General features: G+C 47.6%; 12 protein-coding genes. 6 read left to right on the top strand and 6 right to left on the bottom strand.

What is annotated here, in order from left to right; genetic code table 11:
* Window positions 1–37: 37 nt before the first annotated feature.
* On the top strand, window positions 38–2,383 hold the full coding sequence (locus tag AAC052_RS21970) for a TonB-dependent receptor (RefSeq protein WP_339815512.1): 2,346 nt from the start codon (window positions 38–40) through the stop codon (window positions 2,381–2,383).
* A gap of 87 nt (window positions 2,384–2,470) precedes the next feature.
* Here the strand turns inward: AAC052_RS21970 and sucD are convergent, their stop codons facing one another.
* The 5 genes from sucD to AAC052_RS21945 all read right to left on the bottom strand — a co-directional run bounded on the left by sucD (window position 2,471) and on the right by AAC052_RS21945 (window position 5,931).
* On the bottom strand, window positions 2,471–3,346 hold the full coding sequence (gene sucD, locus AAC052_RS21965) for a succinate--CoA ligase subunit alpha (protein WP_317489511.1): 876 nt from the start codon (window positions 3,344–3,346) through the stop codon (window positions 2,471–2,473).
* A gap of 78 nt (window positions 3,347–3,424) precedes the next feature.
* Window positions 3,425–3,904 (bottom strand): HAD-IIIA family hydrolase, encoded by a 480-nt coding sequence (locus AAC052_RS21960; RefSeq protein WP_317489512.1) that lies wholly within the window; start codon window positions 3,902–3,904, stop codon window positions 3,425–3,427.
* Between the two features lie 51 nt (window positions 3,905–3,955).
* A complete protein-coding gene (locus AAC052_RS21955) occupies window positions 3,956–4,327 on the bottom strand; it encodes a type II toxin-antitoxin system VapC family toxin (RefSeq protein ID WP_339815511.1) in 372 nt (123 codons plus the stop codon).
* A 222-nt stretch (window positions 4,328–4,549) separates the two neighbouring features.
* Window positions 4,550–5,329, bottom strand: a complete 780-nt coding sequence (gene kdsA / locus AAC052_RS21950) for a 3-deoxy-8-phosphooctulonate synthase (RefSeq protein ID WP_339815510.1) — start codon at window positions 5,327–5,329, stop codon at window positions 4,550–4,552.
* Window positions 5,326–5,931: an SIS domain-containing protein gene (locus AAC052_RS21945; RefSeq protein WP_339815509.1), complete on the bottom strand. Its 606-nt coding sequence runs from the start codon at window positions 5,929–5,931 to the stop codon at window positions 5,326–5,328. The genes kdsA and AAC052_RS21945 overlap by 4 nt, the downstream gene beginning before the upstream one ends.
* Before the next feature lie 245 nt (window positions 5,932–6,176).
* On the opposite strand from AAC052_RS21945, the gene AAC052_RS21940 reads away from it, so the two are divergent.
* The 5 genes from AAC052_RS21940 to AAC052_RS21920 all read left to right on the top strand — a co-directional run bounded on the left by AAC052_RS21940 (window position 6,177) and on the right by AAC052_RS21920 (window position 13,588).
* Entirely contained in the window at window positions 6,177–6,434 is a 258-nt protein-coding gene (locus tag AAC052_RS21940) for a hypothetical protein (RefSeq protein WP_317489516.1), read from the top strand.
* Window positions 6,435–6,575: 141 nt separating this feature from the next.
* Window positions 6,576–7,928 (top strand): HTTM domain-containing protein, encoded by a 1,353-nt coding sequence (locus tag AAC052_RS21935; RefSeq protein ID WP_339815508.1) that lies wholly within the window; start codon window positions 6,576–6,578, stop codon window positions 7,926–7,928.
* A gap of 115 nt (window positions 7,929–8,043) precedes the next feature.
* Window positions 8,044–10,086 carry an OmpA family protein gene (locus AAC052_RS21930; protein WP_339815507.1) on the top strand — a complete coding sequence of 681 codons (2,043 nt, stop codon included), beginning with the start codon at window positions 8,044–8,046 and terminating at the stop codon, window positions 10,084–10,086.
* A gap of 73 nt (window positions 10,087–10,159) precedes the next feature.
* Window positions 10,160–12,250, top strand: a complete 2,091-nt coding sequence (locus AAC052_RS21925) for a prolyl oligopeptidase family serine peptidase (protein WP_339815506.1) — start codon at window positions 10,160–10,162, stop codon at window positions 12,248–12,250.
* Window positions 12,251–12,556: 306 nt separating this feature from the next.
* The gene (locus AAC052_RS21920; protein ID WP_339815540.1) at window positions 12,557–13,588 is read left to right on the top strand and encodes a GntG family PLP-dependent aldolase; all 1,032 of its coding nucleotides are present in this window, start codon (window positions 12,557–12,559) and stop codon (window positions 13,586–13,588) included.
* Here AAC052_RS21920 and AAC052_RS21915 read toward each other — a convergent pair.
* A complete protein-coding gene (locus tag AAC052_RS21915; RefSeq protein ID WP_339815505.1) occupies window positions 13,585–14,472 on the bottom strand; it encodes a DMT family transporter in 888 nt (295 codons plus the stop codon). The two genes, AAC052_RS21920 and AAC052_RS21915, sit on opposite strands and share 4 nt — an antisense overlap.
* Window positions 14,473–14,519 lie beyond the last annotated feature (47 nt).

The following is a 14,519-nucleotide window of genomic DNA, read 5'->3' as shown; positions in this document are numbered from 1 at the left end:
CCCCCTCCTTTTTCCAATAAACCACACAAAAACACTCATGAAGACTTTTTTATTATCAGGAGCACTCCTCCTGCTCGCTACTTCTTTGTCATTTTCTCAACAAATGACACAAACTGTCAGAGGACAGATTTTAGACCAGGATGCCAAGAGCCCTTTGATTGGCGCCACCGTCCAGATAGTTGGCACCGACCCAATACTTGGCGCTGTGACCGACCCGGATGGCAACTTCAGGATTACAAATGTGCCAGTTGGCAGGGCTTCGCTTTTTGTGACCTACATTGGCTTTGAAGACAAGGTTATTCCAAATATTCAGGTCAATTCCGCCAAGGAGGTGCTTTTGAGTATTGACCTGGTTGAGTCGATTGACAAGCTGGATGAAGTGGTCGTTACGGCAAAAAAGGACAAATCTGAAGTGCTGAATGAGATGGCGCTGGTCAGTGCCCGTTCATTTTCGGTGGAGGAAACACAGCGCTATGCTGGTGCCATTAATGACCCCGCCAGAATGGTATCGGCGTTTGCTGGAGTAAACGGCGATGCGCAGGGCAACAATGACATTGTGGTGAGAGGAAACTCTTCCAAAGGAATCTTGTGGAAATTGGAAGGTGTAGAAATACCGAACCCCAATCACTTTGCGAACGAAGGAGCCACTGGCGGACCGGTGAATGCTTTGAACAGCAATATGCTTGATAACTCCGATTTTTTCACCGGAGCTTTTTCGCCTGAATATGGCAATGCACTTTCAGGAGTCTTTGATATCAAATTCAAAAAGGGAAACAATGAGCAACGAGAGTATACTACTTCTCTCGGTGTGTTCGGAGTGGACTTTACCGCTGAAGGGCCTTTCAAACAGGGGTACAATGGTTCTTACATAGCCAATTATCGCTATTCCTCGTTGCAGCTGCTGTCCGATGCCGGTATTCTTGATTTCAACGGCGTGCCCAAGTACCAGGATGGGTCTTTCAATATCGCTTTGCCAATTGGGAAGAAGCAGTACGTGACCATGTTTGGCCTGGGCGGCATTAGCAATATCAGCCAAACCGAAACTGATGAGGAAGATGAGGACATTGTACTTTCCAGAGGAGACTTTGGGGCTCGCCTCGGCGTGGTGGGTGTTAATCACACCTACTTTATTAATGACAATGTCTTCGTCAGAAACTCTGTTGCTTTGTCGTTGTCCGGCCAAACATCGAATTACGATATGAATGAAGACACCGGCTTCCGGGATGTGGAAGATATTGACCTCAATAAAAATAGCATCAGAGTAGCCAGCACGTTGAACTACAAGCTAAATGCAAAAAACAAATTTGAGACTGGTATCATCTACTCAAGGCTCGGATACAATTCCAAAGTTGACCTTTACAACTACGAGACCAAAACCACCGACACCTGGCTGGATGACAAAGGGAACACAGGAACACTTCAAGCATTTGGTAGCTGGAAACTGCGTTTCAACGAGGCCTGGACGATGACCAGCGGTGTTCACTATTTCCTGTTTGCTTTGAACAATACACAATCTGTGGAGCCAAGAGTTGGTTTGAAGTACGACCTCAACAGCAGGCAGGCCTTCACGGCAGGTTTTGGTCTTCATAGCAGGCTGGAGCCGGTCTCTGCTTACCTGGCCAAACAAACGCAGGAAGACGGCTCACTTTTGCAGCCCAACAAGAACCTGAGAACTACTAAAGCGGCACACTATGTTGTTGGTTTCAATCAGGTGCTCAACCAAAGCACTCACCTGAAGCTGGAAGCCTACTACCAGCAGCTATACGACGTGCCGGTGGAGAAAGATCCGTCAAGCAGCTTCTCTATGATCAACAGCTCAGGAGCTTTTGTTAACGAGTCGTTGGTAAATGAAGGAACCGGGAGGAACTATGGCGTGGAGCTTACGCTGGAGCAATACCTGAATCGTGGTTTCTATTACATGTCGACTGTGTCACTATACAAGTCTCTTTACACAGCACAGGACGGAATAGAACGGACGTCGACTTTTGATGGAAATTACATCGTGAATGTGATCGGGGGAAAAGAGTTCAAAGTAGGAGCTGCCGACAGGAACAGGGTGCTCTTTGTTAACGCTAAAGCAGCGCTTATCGGAGGTCAGCGATACACCCCCATTGATCTTGAGGCCTCCAGAGAGCTCGGTTCAGAGGTGAGAGACGACGCCAACCCGTTTTCAGTAAAAGGTGATGATGTGTTTTTCGTTAACCTGGCTATTGGCACCAGAAAAAACAGGAAGAAGACGACGAGCGAATTTAAAATTGACGTTACCAATGTCACCAACAACCAGGCATTAGTGAATGAATACTTTGTGGCCGGCACTGGCAACATTGTGAAATCTTATCAGCTGGCCATGTTGCCCAACATCGTCTACACGCTGAAGTTCTAAACCAAACAAGTGGAAAAAACAGAAGCCGCCCTGCTATGCACGGCGGCTCTGTTCTTTGGTTTAGGTTTGCTTGTTATAATGTATTACTTATTTCTTAAGCACTTTGGCAAGGGTTTCTCCAATATCCGCTGGAGACTGCACTACGTGAATGCCGCAGGCTTCCATGATCTTCATTTTGGCTGCAGCTGTATCGTCGGCGCCACCAATAATAGCACCAGCATGACCCATTCTGCGGCCCGGAGGGGCTGTTTGGCCAGCGATGAAGCCAACAACAGGCTTTTTGTTGCCAGTGCTTTTTATGTATTCAGAAGCAAGTGCCTCATAGTTACCTCCAATTTCACCAATCATCACGATGGCGTCAGTTTCGGGGTCGTTCATCAGCAATTCAACAGCCTCTTTCGTAGGAGTACCAATGATGGGGTCACCACCAATGCCGATTGCCGTTGAAATACCAAGACCTGCCTTCACAATCTGGTCAGCTGCTTCGTAAGTCAATGTACCTGACTTAGACACTACGCCCACTCTTCCTTTTTTGAATACGAAACCAGGCATGATACCTACTTTCGCTTCGCCCGGAGTAATGACACCAGGACAGTTAGGGCCAATCAGCGTTACTTTTTTATTCTTGATATAATTTTTGGCAGTCATCATGTCCTTTACAGGAATGCCTTCTGTGATTGCCACAATTACCTTGATGCCGGCGTCGGCTGCTTCCATGATAGCATCAGCGGCAAAAGCTGGTGGTACAAAAATGATAGAAACATCAGCTCCAGTCGTTTGCACAGCCTCTTCTACACTATTGAAAATGGGTTTGTCAAGATGCTTCTGACCTCCTTTACCCGGAGTAACACCTCCTACTACGTTGGTTCCATATTCGATCATCTGTTCAGCATGAAAACTGCCTTCAGTGCCAGTAAAGCCTTGCACGATGACCTTGGAATTTTTATTTACTAGAACGCTCATTCTGTCGTAAGATTTTTGCACAAAAATAGGATTAATAATCGCTTTGCCAAACCTAAATAGGCCGGTTTAACCCCATTTTCAATCGGCCAGCAAGTAGTTGTCGATTAATTCACGCACGCATCCTTCGCCCCCTTTGAGCTGAAGCACGATATCAGCTTTTTCCTTCACTGCCCTCACTGCATCAGCCGGACAGGCCGAGAGCCCGGCTTTTTCCATGACAGGCAAATCGTTGATGTCGTCGCCCACCATGCCCACCTGGTCAAGGCCTATGCCCATCTCAGTCATCCAGGCTTCCAGCACATCCATTTTCTTTGCTTCGCCTACGTAAACCCTGGTCATGCCCAGCATGTCGGCCCTGGCCTGTACCATTGAGGTGGTTTTGCCATTGCTGATGATCCCAACTTCAATGCCCGCTTTCTGTAGCAGCCGGATGCCCATGCCATCACGGGAATTAAATTTTTTGAACTGACTCCCGTCTTCCATAATGTAAATACCGCCGTCGGTAAGTGTGCCGTCAACGTCGAGGATGAGGAGTTTTATGTTTTTGTAGTCTTTCACGAATAAAACTTAGGTCGATGTTAAGTAACTAATGGGAAAAGAGAAGGGTAGCTATAGTTCATAGAAGATAACCTCCACCTCGTCAACAGCTAAGAATTGTCTGTCTGCTGTGACAAGAGGGAGCTTATGGCAAAAAGCCGAAGCAGCTATTATTGAGTCCGGTAGTTTCAGGCGAGAATTCTTTCTGAAAGCGATAGTAACGTCTTTAATCTCTTTATTAATAGAAGTTATCCGGCAATTTTCCAGCAGCGTTCGAATGGCCGTCTCAGATTCATTATCGATGCCAGGGAAAGACAAAAGCTCCAATTCTGTTACGAACGAAATGGTTAAGTTCTTGTCAGCAATCATCTCTACCACTTCAGGATCCCCCTTCAGAAAGTACAATACTATATTTGTGTCTACAAAAAGGTCATTTCCATTCATTGCGAATATCTTTTTGATATTGCAAAGGGTCAATATCCGTTTTGAGAGACCCAGCGAGTTTTCTTAAATCTGTTTTGGGTTGCTTTCGCAGAGCCTGATTCATTTTCTCGTTTATTTCCTTCTTCGGAGTGCCTTTTTTTATTACAGTGACCATGGCTTCGATCTTTTCTTTCTTAAAAGTACCTAAAAATCTGCAATGTAAATTTGTAGTTTGATACCTTACTACGAGTAAAGAGCTTTCCTCACCTTCATCACTTTCCTCAATATCCCCTCAAGCTTTTCAATCGGCAGCATCGTTTGGCCGTCACTCAAAGCATTGGCTGGATCGGGATGGGTTTCTATAAAAAGGCCGTCGGCACCAGTAGCAATGGCGGAAAGTGCCATGGTTTCGATCATTTCAGGATTGCCGCCTGTGACACCATCAGCTTTGTTGGGCTGTTGAACAGAGTGCGTGCAATCCATCACCACGGGCACGCCATGCTTCTTTAGCCTGGTAATAGCTGTGGCATCCACCACCAGCCCTTCGTAGCCAAACGAGAACCCACGCTCACAAAGCCACACATTTTTGTTGCCGGTGGACAGCACTTTCTCCAGTGAAAACTTCATCGCCTCGGGCGACATAAACTGCCCCTTCTTGATATTCACGCCTTTGCCTGTTTCGCCAGCTGCCAGCAGCAAATCGGTTTGTCGACATAGGAAGGCCGGGATCTGCAGGTAATCCACATATTTGGCTGCGATAGCCGGCTCATAGCTTTCGTGCACGTCGGTAATGGTAGGCACCCCAAGTTCTTTCCCCACTGCCTGAATGATCGCCATGGCATCTTCTTTTTCGATACCGGTAAAGCTATTCAGCTTGGTGCGGTTGGCTTTTTTGAAGCTGGCTTTGAAAATGTAATCGATGCCCAGCTCGTCGCAGATGCCTTTTACTTTTCTGCCTATTTCAAAAGGTGTTTTGTCGTTCTCGACCACACAAGGGCCGGCTATCAGGAATAGTTTACTCATTGCATTCTGCTTTTTTGTCCGAGGTAGCCGCTATGGTGCCTTTTGGCGTAGCCAGCCTTATCAAAGTTGATCTTTTTCATTAACAATACCACCAGCAAGTCGCCCAAAACCGACATCACCGTGGTGCTGGTGGTTGGCGTCAGATCTAGTGGGCAAATTTCTTTCGGCCGACCAGTGCTCAGGCAAATGTTGGCTGTTCTTCCCAGTTCGTTTTCCGGATGCCCGGTGATGCAAATAGTCTTGATTTTTGGATACAGGTTGTCTGCCAGCTCCAGCAACTTGAGAATTTCTTCAGTTTTGCCCGAATTGGAAATAACCAGCAGGATGTCGTTCGGCTGCAAAACTCCCAGGTCGCCATGTTGTGCTTCCGATGGATGAAGGAACACAGCAGGCGAACCTGTTGAGCAGAAAGTTGTAGCGATGTTCTGACCTACCTGGCCGGCTTTGCCGATACCGCTAATGACAATCTTCCCTTTTTTAACATGTATCTGTTCGTACAGCGCATCAATGGCGTTCAGTATCGACCCATCTACCGGGATATTATGAATGGCCTGAACTTCTTTTTCTACAAGGCTGCGAATTTCTTCAAGTGACTGACTCATAATTGGGTTTGTAAAGCTGCAAAATTAGGAAAATGGGGGTTGAAAATATAGCATCAGCCCATTTGTACGAATTAGTAGCGCTTCAGATACTGAAGCCAGGTCAGTTTCGTTCATCTATCGGCAGGTTATTGTTCATATATGTACACTTTTTTGCAAAAGAAAATATTTAACTATTTGACTATTAGATAGTTGAAATTTTTGGCACAAGTGTTGACTTATTTTCATGACCATTGAACAAAGAGACTATGAAATCGAAGAACGCAAATACAACAAAGATTCTCCTATTGGGAATAATTGTGGCAGTCGTCTCGCTCCTGTCGTCTTTGAATGGGTCAGGGTTTGTGGCAGGAGAGAGGGCATTGTCGGGAGCGGCTGTTGGCCGAAAAGATGACGCTATGAGGGTTGAAGCAAAGTTGCAGCTTGAGAAATTGGCGACATCCAAGAAATTGGCGAAAGAAATAGATCAAAATTTCACTGCCGGGGGCAACACAATGGTCAATTGAAACGTAAACACTTTTAAATGAATAAGAAATAACAACGCATAGTTGTTTTTAGTAGATAGGTTTAGGTTGGTTTGAAAAAGAGGGTCTTTAGGGCCCTTTTTTTTATGCCAGAGATTCATTTCTTTACACAAATTTTTTGATGTGTTTCCCTCTCTGACACTTAATCGACAGTACTTATCGCAACCAGTTGACAATACACCCCTTGTGTTGTTCCGGGTGGTTTTTGGCTTTCTCGTATTTATGGAGGGAGCAAGTTTTTTCTTGCTGGGCCAAATCTCCGAAATTTATACTGAAGCAGTTGTTGTTTTTACCTATCAGGGACTAGGCTGGATGCAGCCGCTGCCAGGCATTGGGATGTACCTGGTTTTTGCTTTTGTTTGTGTGATTGGCATCATGATCATGCTTGGCTGGCGGTACAGGTTTTCAGCCTGGGCGTTTGCCCTCACCTGGACATACATTTACTTCTCCCACAAGGCCCACTATAACAATCATCACTACCTTTTTATGCTGATGGCCTACGCCATGGCGCTGATGCCCGCAGCCGATGATTTGTCTCTTGATGCCCATTACCACCCTGATAAACGATCAACGTCTTGTCCCAGGTGGTGTATCTCCTTTTTTGTGCTTCAGTTACTGATCGTTTATACGTTCGCCAGCATCGCCAAAATCTACCCTGATTGGCTCGAGGCCAGGCCAATGGAAATATGGATGAAGGGCAAGTCACACTATTGGTTGATAGGCGGTATGCTGCAGTACAAGTGGATTCACTATTTGCTTGCTTATGGAGGTATCGCTTTTGACGGAGCGATTATATGGTTGTTATTAATCAAGAGGACTCGCTGGGTAGGTGTTGCCTTGTCGATAGCTTTTCACCTCTTTAATTCATTTGTTTTTCAAATCGGCATCTTTCCTTACCTCATGCTGGGCACGTTGTTCTTCTTTTTCGATGGAGAAGACCTCAGAAAAAAACTACTGGGAAGGTGGAAATGGGGAATTGCTTTGCCTGCAAAAACGCACTTGCCAAACGACCCGGGCTATTTTCTCTTTCTGGGCTATTTCCTGATTCAGCTGTTGCTGCCACTAAGGCATCATTTGTTCGAGGGCAACGTGCATTGGACAGATGAAGGCCATAAGTTATCGTGGCATATGATGCTTCGGACGAAAACTGGCAGCGCTGTTTATAGAGTCACCAACAAGAAGACCGGTGAGGTAGAGAAGGTTCGTCCGTCTCATTATCTGGGTTCACTTAAAGGGAGGATGGCCAGCAGCCATCCCGATATCATCTGGCAGTTTGCTCATCATCTCAAAAAGGAATACGAAAACAAAGGATGGGAAGAGGTTGCCGTATTTGTTGACTGTGTGGTAAGTCTCAATGGCCACCCTTCCCACCCTTTGATTGACCCGGAAGTTGACCTTGGAAGCGTAGCCTGGGAGCCATTCCGCCATTCCGATTGGATACTTCAGTGGCCTGAAGAATTGCAAGAAATTGAATGACTATTGAGAAGTATCCAAAATTAATCTATAATTTTCGGCTTTAAAGAGGGCCTTGTTTCGCCCTGGATGCGTACCTGTTTAGCCGCTGTTTTGTTAACAAAACACAGGTACATTTATGATTGCTACAAGTTTTAGAAAGACGGCAGCTACAGCTATTCTGTTGTGTGCTGGCATGTTTACATTAAAAGCCCAGCAGGTGCAGTGGGCTTCTTCCGTGGTTGGTTTTTCCAGCGAGTACATCAACAACAATTACAAAGGACAATATCTCGCCAAAGAGATTCTGGGTAAGCCAAGCAGGTATCCGGTATTTGGAGCTACACCATGCGGCTGGACGCCCAGCAAGGAAAATAGTCCTGAAGGCGAGTGGATCAAAGTTGGCTTCGACAAGCCAATGCAAATCAGCCAGGTAGCCGTAGTTGAAATCTTTAATCCAGGTGCCGTGAGCAGGATACTCCTCTACGATGAGGCAGACAACGAATCGGTTATTTACCAAAACGACTCAACCGCACCGCTGAGCGAGGCGGGTAGACTGTTTTCGCATGTGTTCCCTAAAACGACCTACAAGGTGGCTGCGGTAAAGGTCGAATTGCGCACAGCTTCGGTGCCCGGCTTCAACGAGCTTGACGCAATAGCCATTAGTGACTCGGACGCACCAGTTCCAACGGGGATTAACCTGTCTCCCGATGCGGACAAGGCGTTGCAGATAGAGCACCTCTCAACAAGTGTGAATACACCGACCGATGAGCTTAATCCCATCATTTCGCCTGATGGCAAGGTATTATACTTCACAAGGGAAGGCCATCCGGAGAATCTCGATGATCCTGCTACCCAGGACATTTGGTTTGCGGAAATCAACGAAGATGGAAGCCTTGATACGGCAGTGAACATTGGGCGGCCGCTAAACAATGCCAGCAACAGCGGTCTGGAGTCTATTTTACCCGACAACCAAACTGCCTTGCTGCTCAATACCTACAATGCCGACGGAACGATGGGCGTGGGTGTTTCGATCACACATAAGGAAGGAGACAAGTGGGGTTTTCCTGTAAAAGTCGACATCGACAGCTTCTACAACCACAATAAGTTCGGAGAGTATTTTCTCGTGGCCGACGGGCAAACGCTTTTGATGACTTTGCAGCGAGAAAACTCCATTGGCTCTAAAGACATCCATGTTAGTTTTAAAAGGGAAAACGGTACCTGGACGGCACCCATGAATATCGGGCCAACTGTAAACACAGCGGCATCCGAGATTTTCCCCTATATGGCCGCCGATGGCGTTTCACTCTACTATTCCACTGCCGGGTGGCCAGGCTACGGCGGCTCCGACATGTTCGTCACCCGACGCCTCGACGACACCTGGCTCAACTGGACAGAGCCGCAAAACCTCGGACCTCACATTAACTCACCTCAATTTGACGCATACTATTCTTTTACCGCATCGGGTGACTACGCATACTTCTCCTCTTACGGCAAAGATTCCAATGGAAAGAGCGATTTATATCGGGTGAGACTTCCTGAATCACTGAGGCCAAAACCCGTGGTGGTAGTGCGGGGCCGGGTGCTCAATGCCAAAACAAACGAGCCGCTGGGAGCCAGCATCAACTATGAAGTGCTGAGCTCCGGTAAACAGGCAGGCGTTGCGAATAGCGACGCAATAGATGGTAGCTACAGCATTATTTTACCCTCGGGCGAGAATTATGGCTTTTTGGGTCAATCCGATGGGTTTATTTCAGTAAGCGAAAACCTCGATCTTATCAACCTGAAGGAGTATCGGGAAATCAATAAGGATCTTTATTTGGTGCCAATTGAAAAGGGACAGGTGGTGCGGCTTAACAACATCTTTTTTGACGTAGACAAGTTCACATTCAAGAAGGAAGCTACTCCTGAGCTCAACCGGTTTGTCAAGCTGCTGACCGACCAATCGGGACTGCGTATTGAAATATCGGGGCACACCGACAACACGGGCAGCGCTGACTACAACATGAAGTTGAGCGCCAACAGGGCAAAGGCCGTTTATGATTATCTAATTAAGCAGGGTATCGACGCTGGGCGACTGGCATTCAAAGGCTACGGGCTCACCAAACCAACTGCTGATAATAACACTGCTGATGGTCGGCAGCTCAACCGAAGAGTGGAGTTTCTGATCGTGGAAAGTGAATAGCAGCCGGTTGACTTAAACCAGTTGGCGGGAACGATTCATTTGGGTAAATTACCTACGACTAACCAACCACAAAATGATCGATCGTTTCCGCCAGCCTTTGCTGGTTATCCTGCTTCCTATACTTTCCTTGCCCGCACTTGCACAGTTCAGCCTTGAGGACGTGATGTCTTACCCCTTTGCCACTGAGTTGGTAGCTGGCAAGGCGACCGATGCGATGGCGTGGGTTGAAAACAAAAGGGGGATAAGAAATATCTACTTTGCAAAAGGGCCTGATGGGCCTTCGGTTCAGCTTACCAGCTATGGTAAGGATGATGGGCAGGAAATATCCTCACTTACCTTTTTTATGAATGACCAGTGGTTGCTCTACGTGAGGGGCAGTGCACCAAACCGCAACGGCGAAATAGCCAACCCCGATAGCAACCCCGAAGGCGCCGAGCAAGTCATCTGGCTTATTTCTACAGAAGGTGGTGATGCGATCAGAGTGGCAAACGGCTACTCACCAACCGTCCATCCCACTGAAAACACCATTCTTTTTTCCAGCCCGGCAGGTATTTTCCAAATAAACATCAATGAATACGGCATTCCTGAATCTGATAGCGAAAGGCTGTTGTTTCGGGCTCGTGGCAGCAATGGTGGGCAAGCATGGTCACCTGATGGCAAAGAAGTGCTTTTTACCAGCTCGAGAGGGGATCATAGTTTCATAGGCATTTTCACCGCAGAAAAAGGAGAAATCCGCTGGATGGCTCCATCCGTGGGCCGAGATATGATTCCCGTATGGTCGCCTGACGGCAAACAGGTGGCTTTTGTCAGATACAAAGGCTTGAAAAGAGATGAACTCGTCAATATTACTGGTGGAGAGTCATTTTCCATTTTTGTGGCCGATGCTGTCACGGGGGCAGCTAAAGAAGTATGGAAATCCCCTTCGGACGACGGCGGCTTTGCTCAATCGTACCCGGCGGCTCCACTACAATGGACGAAAGCAAACAGACTGCTATTTTATTCGGAGCATGAAGGCTGGATGCATATTTACAGCATGAATCCGGATGGGTCGGGGCTTACCGATTTGACACCCGGCGCCTGCGAGGCAGAGGACAGCGGAATTTCTGCAGACGGGAGTACACTTTATTTTTCTTCTAACTGTGGGGATATCGACAGAAGGCACTTGTATAGTGTGGCAGTGAAAGGTGGAACGCCAAAGGCACTAACAAAAGGAGAAGAAAGCGAAATGACGCCAGTGCCATTGGCTTCCGGCAGGGGGCTGGCGATGCAATACATGGGGTATAACTTTGACAAGACTGTCGGTTTTCTGGCGTCTGGAGCTTCGACTGTGAAACAAATTTCCTCGGCTGCTCCATCGGCCTTTCCCGCTAAGTCGCTGGTCAAGCCAGAGCAGGTCATTTACAAATCGCCCGATGGCGTTGAAATTCACGCACAACTATTTATGCCTGCCACGCACAAAAAGGGTGAGAAGCATCCCGCCATTATTTTCATGCACGGCGGCCCCATCAGACAAATGTTGCTGACCTTCCACTATTCAAGTTATTATTCAAACGCCTATGCCTTCAACCAGTACCTGGCCAGCCAAGGCTATGTGGTGATGTCGGTGAATTATCGTGATGGTGTCGGGTATGGCAAAAACTTTCGCAGAGCCGAAAATCAGGGACCAAGGGGAGCCGCAGAATACCAGGACATTGTAGCCGGAGGCAAATACCTGCAAGGCAGGGCGGAAGTAGACCCAGCCAAAATTGGCCTGTGGGGAGGCTCCTACGGCGGCTACCTCACTGCCATGGGGCTTGCAAGAAACCCTGAACTTTTCAAAGCAGGCGTCGATCTTCACGGCGTGCACGACTGGGCTTTCCGGGCAAAGCAATTTAGCCCCGGCGGCTGGTGGGGCATCAGTGAAGAGCTCATGGACAAAGCCTACGAGTCTTCGCCGGTATCTGACCTTTCGAAATGGGCGGCGCCTGTGCTGCTGGTGCACGGTGACGACGACCGGAATGTGCTATTTCAGCAAACCACCGACCTTGCCGAGACACTCAGAGAAAAAGGGGTGAACGTCGACCTGCTCATATTCCCCGACGAAGTGCACGGCTTCCTGCGGTATGATAGCTGGTTCCGCACCTTTGAGGCGGCCAAGGTGTACTTTGATAAATATTTGAAGTAGCTGTCCTTCATAGCTTTAACTCAACACATTTCGTAAGGAATAAAAAAACAAAACTGGTTCAATGCGTCCCGCTTGGACCTTTTGTTTTTTTATAAGCAAGTTGGTGGAGAGAACCCACCGGCCTTTGCCATTCGTTTTTTTGTGATACAACTTGCGGTCAGTGTTTTCACCAGTCTCCGTTGCGGCCTGGTGTCTTCACCAGCCAGGTTCCCCTGAACACACATACTAATATTTCGCCGTGGCCTCGTGTCTTCACGAGCCACTTTTTTACCTGATACAAACACATTTTAATATCTTGCCTACATGATGACAGTAGATTTCAGAAGTGATACAGTAACAAAGCCCACACCAGGCATGCTCGAGGCCATGATGACGGCCGTAATCGGCGACGACGTTTTCGATGAAGACCCCACCGTAAAAAAGCTGGAAGCAAAAATAGCGGGCTTGTTCGGAAAGGAGGCAGCCATCTACTGCCCTTCTGGCACCATGACTAACCAGATTGCCCTGCGGATTCACACGCAGCCTCAGGACGAGGTTATCTGCGACAAGCGTTCTCACATTTATCTATATGAGGGGGGTGGGATCGCCAGCAATTCTCTTATATCGGCCAGGCTTGTCGATGGAGACAGGGGCAGGCTTTCACCTGAGCACGTGCTCGAAAACATCAACAACCCAGATGATATCCACCTACCACTCACCAGGCTTGTGTCGCTGGAAAACACGATGAACAAAGGGGGAGGTGCTTATTACACGCTGGCCCAGATCAAAGCCGTGAGTGACGCCGCCCGCTCGAAAAACTTGAAAATGCATCTTGATGGTGCTCGTATTTTCAATGCATTAGTAGAAACGGGCGATCGGCCAGAGGATGTTGGCGAACTGTTCGATACCGTGTCCGTCTGCTTTTCCAAAGGACTTGGAGCCCCGGTTGGCTCGGCTTTGGTGGGTAGCCATGAGCACATCAAAAAGGCAAAGCGGGTGCGCAAGGTTTTTGGTGGCGGTATGCGTCAGGCAGGTTTTTTGGCAGCTGCCTGCATCTATGCGCTCGACAACCATGTAGAAAGACTGAAGATTGATCACCAGAAAGCCAAAGCGCTTGGAGGGTTGATAGAAACGATTCCTTATGTTACCGGACTACTACCTGTGGATACCAATATTGTCATCTTTGAACTGGACAAAAAGGTGCTGGCAACTGACATGGTAGCCAAACTGAAAGAGGCAGGCATTTTGGCTGTGCCATTTGGAAAGCATGAGGTAAGGTTGGTGACGCACCTGGACATCAAGGATGACATGATCGACTATTTTGGCCAGGCTGTGGGGAAACTGAAAAGTGCGTTTTAGTTACCCCTTTTTACACTCACCAGGTATACCCCAAGAAAAATAAGACCTGCGGAAATGAGCTTGCCAATGGTGGGAAGCTCCCGCCCCGATACCACTTCAATAAGCGTGGCGAAAAGAGGTTGAAGAAAGATGTAATAGCCAACTACTGACGAGTTCACGTATTTCAAGGCCGATACATTGGCAATGTAGGCAATAACGGTTGTTCCAATGAGCACGTAGCTTATGCTAATCCACTGGGCGCTGGACAAGTCCCCAAATGGAATGTTAACAGCCTCGTGAATTGAAAACGGAGTAACGAAAAGCAATCCAAAAAGAAATGTCCATTTAACAACAGTCAGCGGGTGGTATTGAGCCATCAGTCGCTTGACCAAAACAAGGTAAATAGCATAGGAAACAGCGTTGCCGATCACAAGAAGGTCTCCCAAAAGAAAGCTGTTGTTGAAGGAGAATTCATGCAGACCGACAAGAAAAACCGCTCCACATAAGCCAAAAGCAAGTCCGAGCGCTTTTCTTCTAGTAATCCTTTCTTTCAACAGAAAATACGACATTGTGACTACCGCCACTGGAGTAAGGGTCATGATCAAAGCGCCGTTGACGGGAGAAGTCATGCTGAGGCCTTTGAAGAACATGAGCATGTTGATGGCAGCGCCAAAAAAACCGCAGGCAATCAGCCGGATAAAATCTTTGCGGCTCTCGACCTTTTCGTTGGTAAATAGTGGCTGAATGAGCCAAAAAAGTACTGTTGCAACAAACACCCGCACAAGAATAAACGCAAACGGAGATACCGGCTCCGGCATCACCGATTTGGCAACGCTGTAGTTGGCGCCGTAGAGTAAGCCAGTAATCAAAAGTGCAGGATGAACCCACCAGGGGTTTGCTTTCATGGCTGGAAATTATGGCACGAAGGTAGGCACTATAATGCCCACATGCC

It is taken from the genome of uncultured Imperialibacter sp., assembly GCF_963974565.1.
In the GTDB taxonomy this organism is placed as follows: domain Bacteria; phylum Bacteroidota; class Bacteroidia; order Cytophagales; family Cyclobacteriaceae; genus Imperialibacter; species Imperialibacter roseus.
Note: the sequence above shows the minus strand (reverse complement) of the source record. Positions and strands in the feature narration are given on the sequence as shown.

Bases quoted from the DNA above. Each gene is read 5' to 3' on its own strand.
- AAC052_RS21970 (WP_339815512.1), top strand. From the start codon at position 38: ATGAAGACTTTTTTATTATCAGGAGCACTCCTCCTGCTCGCTACTTCT.
- sucD (WP_317489511.1), bottom strand. From the start codon at position 3,346: ATGAGCGTTCTAGTAAATAAAAATTCCAAGGTCATCGTGCAAGGCTTT.
- AAC052_RS21955 (WP_339815511.1), bottom strand. From the start codon at position 4,327: ATGAATGGAAATGACCTTTTTGTAGACACAAATATAGTATTGTACTTT.
- kdsA (WP_339815510.1), bottom strand. From the start codon at position 5,329: ATGAGTAAACTATTCCTGATAGCCGGCCCTTGTGTGGTCGAGAACGAC.
- AAC052_RS21945 (WP_339815509.1), bottom strand. From the start codon at position 5,931: ATGAGTCAGTCACTTGAAGAAATTCGCAGCCTTGTAGAAAAAGAAGTT.
- AAC052_RS21940 (WP_317489516.1), top strand. From the start codon at position 6,177: ATGAAATCGAAGAACGCAAATACAACAAAGATTCTCCTATTGGGAATA.
- AAC052_RS21930 (WP_339815507.1), top strand. From the start codon at position 8,044: ATGATTGCTACAAGTTTTAGAAAGACGGCAGCTACAGCTATTCTGTTG.
- AAC052_RS21925 (WP_339815506.1), top strand. From the start codon at position 10,160: ATGATCGATCGTTTCCGCCAGCCTTTGCTGGTTATCCTGCTTCCTATA.
- AAC052_RS21920 (WP_339815540.1), top strand. From the start codon at position 12,557: ATGACAGTAGATTTCAGAAGTGATACAGTAACAAAGCCCACACCAGGC.
- AAC052_RS21915 (WP_339815505.1), bottom strand. From the start codon at position 14,472: ATGAAAGCAAACCCCTGGTGGGTTCATCCTGCACTTTTGATTACTGGC.